9 protein-coding genes are annotated in these 10728 nt (G+C 66.0%); 7 read left to right on the top strand and 2 right to left on the bottom strand.

Going from position 1 to position 10728, the window contains the following annotated elements:
- Position 1: 1 nt before the first annotated feature.
- Together L6Q67_RS12160 and L6Q67_RS12155 are read right to left on the bottom strand one after the other, a co-directional pair.
- A complete protein-coding gene (locus tag L6Q67_RS12160; protein WP_296569650.1) occupies positions 2-550 on the bottom strand; it encodes a YfiR family protein in 549 nt (182 codons plus the stop codon).
- A gap of 10 nt (positions 551-560) precedes the next feature.
- A complete protein-coding gene (locus L6Q67_RS12155) occupies positions 561-2588 on the bottom strand; it encodes a TonB-dependent siderophore receptor (protein ID WP_296569648.1) in 2028 nt (675 codons plus the stop codon).
- 293 nt (positions 2589-2881) lie between these two features.
- On the opposite strand from L6Q67_RS12155, the gene L6Q67_RS12150 reads away from it, so the two are divergent.
- The 7 genes from L6Q67_RS12150 (at position 2882) to rpmA (ending at position 10667) form a co-directional block, all read left to right on the top strand.
- A complete protein-coding gene (locus L6Q67_RS12150; protein WP_296569645.1) occupies positions 2882-4603 on the top strand; it encodes a glutamine--tRNA ligase/YqeY domain fusion protein in 1722 nt (573 codons plus the stop codon).
- A gap of 258 nt (positions 4604-4861) precedes the next feature.
- Entirely contained in the window at positions 4862-7312 is a 2451-nt protein-coding gene (locus L6Q67_RS12145) for an EAL domain-containing protein (protein WP_296569643.1), read from the top strand.
- Positions 7309-8517: a hypothetical protein gene (locus L6Q67_RS12140; RefSeq protein WP_296569642.1), complete on the top strand. Its 1209-nt coding sequence runs from the start codon at positions 7309-7311 to the stop codon at positions 8515-8517. The genes L6Q67_RS12145 and L6Q67_RS12140 overlap by 4 nt, the downstream gene beginning before the upstream one ends.
- Before the next feature lie 4 nt (positions 8518-8521).
- On the top strand, positions 8522-8941 hold the full coding sequence (locus L6Q67_RS12135; protein ID WP_296569639.1) for a hypothetical protein: 420 nt from the start codon (positions 8522-8524) through the stop codon (positions 8939-8941).
- Between the two features lie 136 nt (positions 8942-9077).
- Positions 9078-9995: a nuclear transport factor 2 family protein gene (locus L6Q67_RS12130; RefSeq protein WP_296569626.1), complete on the top strand. Its 918-nt coding sequence runs from the start codon at positions 9078-9080 to the stop codon at positions 9993-9995.
- Positions 9996-10079: 84 nt separating this feature from the next.
- Positions 10080-10391 (top strand): 50S ribosomal protein L21, encoded by a 312-nt coding sequence (rplU, locus tag L6Q67_RS12125; protein WP_296569624.1) that lies wholly within the window; start codon positions 10080-10082, stop codon positions 10389-10391.
- A gap of 12 nt (positions 10392-10403) precedes the next feature.
- On the top strand, positions 10404-10667 hold the full coding sequence (gene rpmA, locus L6Q67_RS12120) for a 50S ribosomal protein L27 (RefSeq protein ID WP_153161217.1): 264 nt from the start codon (positions 10404-10406) through the stop codon (positions 10665-10667).
- The last annotated feature ends 61 nt before the right edge of the window (positions 10668-10728 follow it).

Raw genomic sequence — 10728 nt, 5'->3', positions numbered from 1 at the left:
ATCATCGCGACACCCGCTCCATGAGCACCTGCCGCCCCAGACGGAGCAGCTGGGAGCTGGCCCGGAGGCCGTCCCGCACCAGGGAGGCCTGGTTGATGTCGAAGCGCACCCGGTCATCCTCGGTCACCAGACCGATGCCGCCCCCGGCCTCCGCAAAACCTTCGATGTCGCTGACCGTCAGCACGCCCCGACCGGCCAGACCGCGCAGGATCAGCCCCATGCGGCGCTCTTCCGAGCCCGACACGAAAACCAGGTGACACTCCTGGGCCTGCTCGAGGTTGTCCACCTGGCGCAGACGCACCTCGCGCCCCTGCACCTGGCGACCGTCCAGCCCCTCGAGCCCTCCGCCGAAGGGGTCGCGGCCCAGAACGCACAGGCGCAGCGGCCCCCCCGCCGGCAGACGGCCGGGCGGCCACTCGACGTAGCGGGCGAAGTTGATCAGGTAGGCCGCCTTGATCTGGTACTCACCCGGCGGCGGGGCCGCCATGCCGGGCGTACCCGCCAGCCCGAGAGCCAGCAGCAACAGAAGCCTGCGGAGGTGGCAGATCACCCGGGTGTCCTCAGAAGCGCCACACACCCTGGATGAAGGCCCGACGGGGCTGATAGACCGGCTGGCCGGGGAAGAAGTTGGAGACGTACTCCAGGTGCAGGGGGTCGAACAGGTTCTGGGCGACGAAGTAGAGATCGAAGTAACGGCTCACCCGCCAGGCATAGCGAAAGTCCACCGCGGTGTAGGCCGGCACGTCACCGGCACCGACCGCGCCCATGTGGCGTGCCGCCACGTCCACTTCCTTGCCTCCCCCCAGATTGAAGCTCATGCGCAGGGTGCCCCAGTGCTGGGGGGCCGCCTCCTCGAGGGCCCTCCCGCCCACGTCCGCGGACCCGTCCGCACCACGGCGGACCCGGGTATCCATGAGGGTGTAGCTGGCCTGCAGACGCAGGGCATCGGTCACCGGCACATCGACCGCGACCTCCACGCCGTGACTGCGGGCACTCCCCTCGCTGCCCCGCTGCAGATACTGGAGGGGCGCCACGAAGGGCTCCACCGGCAGGGACGAATTGGGGAGGATCAGGCCGTTCGGGTCATACCATTCGGACACCAGGCGGTGGTAGTTGTTGTGGAAGAGCACCGCCTCCACACTGCCATTGCCGAGGTTCCGGCGATAGCCCAGCTCCAGGGTGTCGACCCGCTCGGCGCGCCGGTTCCAGCCCTGCCCCGGCCGCGAGCCGACGACGACCATCGGAAACGGACTGCCCGCCGGCATCTGCTGGGGACCGAAGAGAATCGATGCATCACTCTCGCCGATGGACAGGGTGCGGGCGGCCCGGGACCAGCTGGCCCACATGCTGTCCTTGAGATTGGGTGTCCACATCAGGCGGGCTGTCGGCTGCGGCTCGAAACGCGCCATGCTGGAGTATTCGAAGCGCCCGCCCAGGGTCAGTTTCCAGGCCTGGGGATCAAGGGTGATCTCGTCCTGCACGAAGGCACTGAAAACCCTGAAGTTACGCCGGGGCGGAGAGAGGTTGAGCACGGCCGAGGTGGCGATGATTTCGGTCTGGACCATGCGCGCCCCCAGGCCCCACATGAGCTCGTGTGCCCCCGTGGGCACCAGCCGGTGCTGGAAATCCACGTCGGCGGTGTTGACCGTACCGCGGCCATAGGTACCCACGTTGGCCAGCTGGTGGTCCATGTAGGCCTGCAGGGAGGCCTCCCCCCCTGCCAGCCCCCAGTTGTAGCGCCCGAGCAGGTTGGCGCTCTCGAAGACGAAATCGAGGGGGATCAGCAGCCCATCCCCGGTCAGGCTGAAGGCGTTGATGTTTTCACCGCTGGTGCGGCGGCTGGTGTTGCCCTGGAGCATCCAGGCATCGACGCCCGAGCCGGCGCCGTCCATGCGGAAGCCCGCCAGCCAGCCCCGGTTGTAGTCCGGCTCGCTACGCCCGTCACGGGTGCGGGACGGGGCCAGATCGCTGCCCTTGGCATAGACCCGCATGGCCCCGGCATCGCCAAGGGAGATCCCCTGACGCACGGCAAGGGTGGGGTTGCCCCGGTCGTCCACGCTGGCCGACACCAGCCCGCCCGGGGTCGCGGTGGCCTTGCGGGTGACGATGTTGATCACCCCATTCACCGCATTGGCCCCCCACAGGGAAGCGCCCGGCCCGCGGATCACCTCGATGCGCTCCACGTCGGCGAGCATCACGTCGAGGGCTTCCCAGAAAACGCCGGAAAACAGGGGGCTGTACACACTGCGCCCGTCGATCTGCACCAGCAGCTTGTTGGAGAAGCGGCCCTCCGCCCCCCGCACACCCACCGCCCAGCGCCCGGATCCGATCTGCGCCACGATCACGCCGGGCACCTCCCGCAGGGCCTCCGGAACGCTCCGCGCGCCGCTGCGCCGGATGTCCGTCGCCGACAGCACGGTGATCGCGGCGGGCGTGTCGGAGAGCTTCTGGGCCTTGCGCGACACGGCACTCACGTCAAGCCGGACCAGCTCCTCAAGGCTCAGGTCGGCCAGTGACACCTCCCCGGCATTCACGGCCGTGGTCCAGCACAGGGTCGGAGCAAGGAGACATGCAAGAGGTCGACTCATCGTTGTTCTTTTCCGGATAGAGGTTTCCGAGGTCAGCCGCAGCCGCATCGGATTGTTAAATTTCCGCACAAACGGGCGGTGTTTTACACCTTCTGTCGCCGGACACAATGACAAACAATGCGCATCACCCCCCAGAAAAGTGCCGGAAAGCCGGCCGGCGCGAAACCGGTCACGCCCCCAGCGCCTTTCACCCCGCTCACCCCGGCATCCGTGGATGCGCCGGGCATCGGCTACAATCGCAGGATTTTTCGAACCCGGCGCCCCCCGCCCGTGCCCGTCAAGGTAAGCATCCGATGACCGCTCACACCCCTCCGGCCTCCGACGCCGCACCCAGCAATTTCATCCGCAACATCATCGACGAAGATCGCCGCCTCGGCAAATGGGCCGGACGGGTCGAAACCCGCTTCCCGCCTGAGCCCAACGGCTATCTGCACTACGGCCACGCCAAGAGCATCTGCCTCAATTTCGGCCTGGCCGAAGCCTACGGCGGCGCGTGCCACATGCGCTTCGACGACACCAATCCCACCAAGGAAGAACAGGAATACGTCGACGCCATCATCGAGGCCGTGCAATGGCTGGGTTTCGACTGGGGTGAGCACCTGTACTTCGCCTCGGATTACTTCGACAAGATGTACGCCATGGCCGAGCACCTCATCACCGTGGGCAAGGCCTACGTGGATTCGCTCTCGGCCGAGGAGATGCGCGCCTACCGCGGCACCCTGTCCAGCCCCGGCAAGGACAGCCCCTTCCGCAACCGCAGCGTCACCGAGAACCTCGAACTGTTCCAGCGCATGAAGGCCGGAGAGTTCCCCGACGGCACCCACATCCTGCGCGCGAAGATCGACATGGCCTCGCCCAACATCAACCTGCGCGACCCGGCCATCTACCGCATCCGCCACGCCACCCACCACCGTACCGGTGACCGCTGGTGCGTGTACCCGATGTACACCTTCGCCCACCCCATCGAGGACGCGCTGGAGGACGTGACCCACTCCATCTGCACGCTCGAGTTCGAAGACCAGCGCCCCTTCTATGACTGGCTGCTGGACAACCTCGCCGAGGGCGGCTTCTTCCCCCGCCCGGTGCCGCGCCAGATCGAGTTCGCCCGCCTGAACCTCACTTACGTGGTGCTCTCCAAGCGCAAGCTGATCCAGCTGGTGGACGAAAAACACGTGGCCGGCTGGGACGACCCGCGCCTGCCGACCCTTGTCGGCGCCCGCCGCCGCGGCTTCACCCCAGAGGGCTTCCGCCACTTTGCCGAGCGCATCGGGGTGTCCAAAGGCGACTCATGGATCGACATGAGCGTGCTCGAGGACTGCATGCGCGAGCACCTCAACGAAGCCGCCGAACGCCGTGTGGCCGTGCTCGCCCCCCTCAAGCTGGTCATCACCAACTATGCTGAAGGCCATAGCGAGCGCTGCCACGCCCCCAACCACCCCCTGCATCCGGAGCTCGGCAAGCGCGAGATGCCCTTCGGCCGCGAGCTGTGGATCGAGCGCGAGGACTTCATGGAAACCCCGGTCAAGGGCTACCACCGCCTTTACCCGGGCAACATGGCCCGCCTGCGCTACGGCTACGTCGTCAAGTGCACCGGCTGCGAGAAGGACGCCGACGGCAACATCACCGCGGTGCTGTGCGAATACCTGCCCGACTCCAAGTCGGGCACCCCGGGCGCCGACAACTACAAGGTGAAGGGCAACCTGCACTGGGTCTCGGTGGAACATGCCTACACCGCCGAGGTACGCCTGTATGACCGGCTGTTTGCCCATGCCTATCCGGGCAACCGGCGCGAAGGCGACGCCGAAGGGGTGGAGCGGGACTTCCTCGAGGACATCAATCCGGACAGCCTCAAAGTCATCACTGCCCAGCTCGAACCGGCCCTCCGCGCCGCCCGCCCGGAAGCCCGCTTCCAGTTCGAGCGCCACGGCTACTTCGTGGCCGACCGGGTGGACTCCCAGGACGGCGCTCCGGTTTTCAACCGGACCGTCACCCTGCGCGATACCTGGAAGAAATAAGCGCAGCAGACCAGCGCCTCCCGGCAGGCTCGCTCCCGGACGACTCGGGGCGAGCCTGGGCGGGGCCCTCGCAGGTGGAGGTATGATTTCGCAATATATAGTGGGCGCATGGGCACCCGGGCTGCAGGCCAACGCGTCGGGCTTAAGCTTGGCGCCATTCTGCCGATTACAAAGGGCTGACAACTACAAGCCCTTCGCCGCCTGGGCCCCCGGACGAACGCGGCCCCCACCCGACACCCCGCCAGGCCATCGCACTGCATGTTGAGCAACCTCTCGATCCGCGTTCGCCTCCTGCTGGCCAGCACCGTGGTTCAGGTCGTGATGTTGACGCTCCTGCTGACTAACAGCGGTCGCCTCATGAATGAGGCCACCACGGCCAGCCTCAATACGCTCATCGCGCAAAATGCCGGCATCCTCAACGTGGTCACGGCGACCTTCGTGCCCCAGGGGCGCTACAACGAACTTCAGGACGCCCTCGGCGAGCTGCTCAACGAAACCAACGAGGGGCTGATCTACGTCCGCATCGTCGACAGCACCGGCCAGACCCGGGTGCGGGCCGGCCTGCCAGAGATGCTCACCCTGCCTCTCCCCGACGACGCAGCCGCCCTCAACCTCGGGGCCGGCACCCAGCACAACCTCATCCACATCCGCCGACCGGTGTTGCTCGAACGCAACCAGGTGGGCTATGTACAGTTCGGCGTTTCGGTATCCGCCCTCAGCATCGCCAAGCAGCGCATCCTCAACCAGGGCGTCGCCATCGCCAGCGCCGAAGTGCTGCTCACCCTGCTGCTGCTGGGGACCGTCGGCTACCTGATGACCCGCAACCTGGGGCGCCTGCTCCGCGGCAGCCAGGCAATTGCCGCCGGGCAACTGTCCCACCGCCTCCCCGAAACGGGCAAGGACGAGCTGGCCCAGCTGTGCCAGCACTTCAACCGCATGGCCGAAGCCCTCCAGTCGCGGATCCACGAACTCGAAACCACTGCCCGCCAGCTGACCATCAGCGAGGAACGCTACGCCCTCGCCACCCGCGCCGCCAACGACGGCCTGTGGGACTGGGACATCGTCAGCGACAAGACCTACTTCGCCCCCCGCTTCATGGAGATCCTGGGCCTGCCGGCCGACTCGGTCCTGGAACGCAAGGAGACCCTCCTCGATCACCTTCACCCGGAGGACAGAGAAGCCTTCCGCCTGCGCCTGATCGCCCACCTCAAGCGCGAATCGGCCCAGTTGCTGGTCGAACACCGCATCCGCCATACGGATGGCACCTACCGCTGGATCCTCACCTGCGGCGTCGCCGTCTTCGACCCGGCCAGCAACCGCGCCATTCGCATGGCTGGCTCGATCAGCGACATCCACCTGCGCAAGCGGGCCGAAGACCAGCTCATCCACGACGCCCTGCACGACGGCCTCACTGGCCTCGCCAACCGCGCGCTATTCGTCGAACACCTGCAGAACACCCTTCGCCACGCCGACCGCGTCGAAGGCAGCCAGTTTGCCGTGCTGCACGTGAACATCGAGCGCTTCCACGTGGTCAATGACAGCCTCGGCTATTCCGCCGGCGACGACCTGCTGCGCCTGGTGGCCTCCCGCATCCGTACCCTGGCCCGCCCCGGTGACGTGGTCGGGCGCATCGGCGGCGACCAGTTCGCCGTACTTCTGAACGACATCGCCGAAGCCGGCGAAGCGATCCGCTTCTCCGAAAAGCTGCAGACCCACCTCGCCGAGAACGCCGAACTCAACGGCCACGCCCTGTACCCCAAGACACGCATCGGCGTGGCCCTGGGCAGCGGCGGCTTCCACAACGCCGAAGACCTGATGCGCGACGCCGACAACGCCATGCATCGCTCCCGCAGCAGCGCCGAAAGCACCATCACCGTCTTCCAGTCCGCCATGCACCAGCAGGTCATGCGCGATCTGCAGCTCGAGTCCCAGCTGCGCGCCGCCCTGCGTGAAGGGCAGCTGGTGGCCCACTTCCAGCCCATCGTCGATCTCGGCTCGGGCCTCACCAGTGGCTTCGAAGCCCTGGTCCGCTGGCCCCAGGCCAGCACCCGGCAGATTGGCCCGGACGTCTTCATCCCCCTCGCCGAATCCCTCGGCCTGGTCCATGAACTCGGCATGCAGATGCTCGATCAGAGCTGCCGCTGCCTCAAGGCCTGGCGTGACCGGGGCTTGACCACCGACGAGATCACCATCAGCGTCAACCTTTCGGCACGTCAGCTCACCCAGCTGGACCTGGCCGACCAGATCGTTGCCTGCATCGAGCGCCACGGGCTACCGCCCGGCGCCCTCAAGCTGGAAATCACCGAAGGCACACTGGTGACACGCAAGGAGCTGGCCACCAGCCAGCTGGGCAAACTCCGCGCCAAGGGCCTGAAGATCCTCATCGACGACTTCGGCACCGGCTACTCCTCCCTCAGCTACCTGCACTCCATCCCCTGTGACACCATCAAGCTCGACGGCTCCTTCATCCGGGACATCGTCCGGGACACCCGCCTGCGCGCCATCGTCGGCGCCAGCATCCACCTTGCCCACGAACTGGGGATGAGCGTGGTGGCCGAGTGCATCGAAACAAACGCCCAGGCAGCGCTATTGAAAGAACTCCACTGCAATTTCGGGCAGGGCTATCTCTTCTCCCCTGCCCTTCCCGCAGAAAAGGTGGAAGCGTGGCTGACCAACCGCTCCAGCCAGGCTCAACGGAGTCACGCATGAGACCCATCGCCGCTCCCCTCGTCGCGCTCACCCTGGCTGCCAGCCTGCTCAACAGCGCTCGCGCCGCCGACGCACCGTCCCCCTTCAGCCTGTCGGGCTTCGGCACCATCGGCGCCGTCCGCACCGACAAGGACGCCCGCATCTTTCGCAGCAGCACCGAGCAGGAGAGCGGCGCCCGCACCAATTTCGATCTGTCGGTGGACTCCGTGCTGGGCCTGCAGGCCTCCCTTGCCCTCGGCAACGCCATCGACCTGACCGTCCAGTCCGTCGTCCGGAAGGGCGTGGCCGACAGCTACGACCCCCTGCTGACCTGGGGCTTTCTGCGTTTTCAGGCCACCCCTGAAGTCGTTGTCCGGGCCGGCCGCATGCGGACGCCGTTTTTCATGTACTCGGACTCCGTAAACCTCAACTACGCCAACCCCTGGGTTCGTCCGCCAGTCGAGGTCTACAGTCTGAACCCCTTCGCCGACCTGAACGGTGTCGACGCCCTGTACCGCACCCCGATCGGCGCAACCGACCTCGAACTCCACCTCTTTGGGGGCAAGAGCACCCTCGACGTCCGCCACGGCTCCGCGAAGCTCCAGGCAATCCGGGGTGCCAAGGCCGCCCTCAGCGTGTCAGGACTGACCATCCAGGCGGGCTATGCCCGCTCCAACCTGTCCGTCCAGTGGGGCGACCCCCTGTTCTCGATGCTCAACGCCCAGCTCATGGCCACGGGCAACGAACACATCGCCCAGGACCTCTCCGGCAACGACAGCAAGGCCTCCTTCCTGTCCGCCGGCTTCCAGTACGACAGCGACCGACTCCTGCTGATCGGAGAATACGCCCGCCGCTCCGTCGACCGCTACACGGTCAGTTCGGCGGGCTGGTACCTGACATCCGGCTACCGCTTCGGTGCCCTCACCCCCTACCTCACCGTGGCCCGGCAGTCCCAGACAGCCCCCGTCACCAGCAGCAGCAGCGGCATCGCTCAGGTGGACAGCCTGCTCAGCCTGTTCAACGCCACCCGCAACAAGCCGCAGCGCAGCACCGCCATCGGCCTGCGCTGGGACGCCACCCGCAACGTGGCCATCAAGACCCAGCTCGAAAGGATCCAGCCCGGCCCGGGCGGCCTGGGCATCTTCCTGAGCGACAACATCCGTGACGACATAAACCCCGGCGGCCCCGTTCACGTGCTCAGCATCTCGGCCGATTTCGTCTTCTAGACCGATGCGTCCGCTCCGTCCCCTCCTGCTCCTTGCCGCACTGCTCGCCTCCAGCTCTTGCCTGGCGGAGATCCTCATCGTCACCAGCAGCCGCAGCGCGCCCATCGAACTGACCCGCGAACAGGCCGAGAAACTCTATCTCGGCCGCAGCACCACCCTCAGCGACGGCACCCCGGTCAGTCTCGTGGATCTGCCGAACGGCCCCGTGCGGGACGAGTTCTATTTCAAGCTCACGGGCAAGAACCCCTGGCAGATCCAGGCCTACTGGTCGCGCCTGGTATTCACCGGCCGGGCATTCCCCCCCAAGGAAGCCCGCACCCTGGCCGAAGCACGGCAGTGGCTGACCGACACACCGAATCTCATCGGCTACCTCGACCGCAACGAACCCACCCAGGGCCTGCGCATCCTTCTTCGCCTGCCGTAATCGCCCCCCGCTCCGTCGGCAACGGATATCTGGTCCGCCATCTCTGCAAACATGCGTCAGTTCGGCCAAAAGTCGCTGCGGGGAAACATTGGCAGCCCTAGAATCCGTCGGAACCGAATCGCGTGCCCTCACAACCATGAAGCAACACAATAGCAACGGCTCACACCGTTACGTTCCACCTGCCCTGCTTACCCCCGGACAAACCTTTCTGTGGTTCATGGGCGGCATCGTCGGCATGTTCCTGGTGGTTTCCCTGATTTTCACCGTCAAGCTCGGCGCAGAAGGACGCCTGCCCACCCTCGGCCAATCCGCCAAGGCCGGGACAGTGGCCCCGCCGGCCACGCAAAAGGCGTCGCCCAACCCTGCTCCGGTATCCCCGCCGGTAACCGCCGCAGCCCCTGCCGCCCCTCCCGCAGAGCAGCCTGTCTCACCCACCCTGATCCGGCCCGACTCGAACAGAACCTTCGAATCCGGCACCGAAAACCTGCTGCCCCAGGAAGTCGCCCACCTTGCCCAGGGCACCCCGACCGGGGCCACGACAGCACCGGCCACACCGCAGCCCGCTTCCGCAACAGCGACACCGCCGGTCAGTGCCCCTCCGGTCAGCGCACCCGCCGCCCCATCTCCCGTAGCGGCAACCCCTTCTTCCGCACCGGCTCCCGCGATGCTGCCCCGCGCGGCCGCCAGCTACGCCGCCCCCAGCCCATCCACCAACGCCAGCGAGGACATCCGGCGGGCAGTGAACGAATGGGCAGCAGCATGGCAAAGCAAGAACATAGACACCTACCTCAGACACTACGCCAGCGACTTCACCCCCGCGGCCGGGCTGGCCTACTCCGCCTGGCTGCAGCAGCGCAGGGATCGCCTCGGCCGGCCCGGCGAGATCACCGTGCAGGTCTCCGACCTGGACATCAAGGCCGACGGCAGTCGCGCCACCGCCCGCTTCACCCAGGCCTACAGCGCCCAGGGGAAGACACTCCGTGAAACCAAAACCCTGACCCTGGCCCTTCGCGACGGCCAATGGCTGATTCACCAGGAACGCATCGGGCAGTAAGGCATCGGAGCACCGGCATTGACATGGAAAATCCGGTCACTTATACTGCTTCGTTTCCTGCAAACCCTTAATCGGAGTACATCCATGTACGCGGTCATAAAAACCGGCGGCAAGCAGTATCGCGTCGTCGTCGGCGAAAAACTCAAAGTAGAACAGATACCGGCTGACGTGGACTCGCAAATCACCATCGACCAGGTTTTCATGGTCGGCGAAGGCGAGTCGGTCAAGATCGGCACCCCCGTGGTCGCTGGCGCCAGCGTCACTGCCACCGTGGTTTCCCACGGCCGCCACGACAAGATCAAGATCTTCAAGATGCGTCGTCGCAAGCACTACCAGAAGCATCAGGGTCACCGTCAGAACTACACCGAGCTGCGCATCGACGCGATCTCGGCTTAAGGAGATACCGACATGGCACACAAAAAGGCTGGCGGCAGTTCACGTAACGGTCGCGACTCAGAAAGCAAACGCCTTGGCGTCAAGCGCTACGGCGGTCAGTTCGTCCTCGCCGGCAACATCATCGTTCGCCAGCGCGGCACCGAATACCACCCGGGCGAAAACGTCGGCATCGGCAAGGATCACACCCTGTTCGCGCTGACCGAAGGCACCGTGCAGTTCACCGTGAAGGGCGCCAACAAGCGTCGTACCGTGAGCATCGTCGCTGCCGCTGAATAAGCGCCGACCGCATGTCTTCAAAGCCCTATCTTGCGATAGGGCTTTTTTCATTCAGGGTCTG

It is taken from the genome of Zoogloea sp. (genome assembly GCF_023150065.1).
Taxonomy (GTDB): domain Bacteria; phylum Pseudomonadota; class Gammaproteobacteria; order Burkholderiales; family Rhodocyclaceae; genus Zoogloea.
The sequence above is the reverse complement of the archived record's forward strand: the minus strand, read 5'-3'. Positions and strand labels throughout refer to the sequence as shown.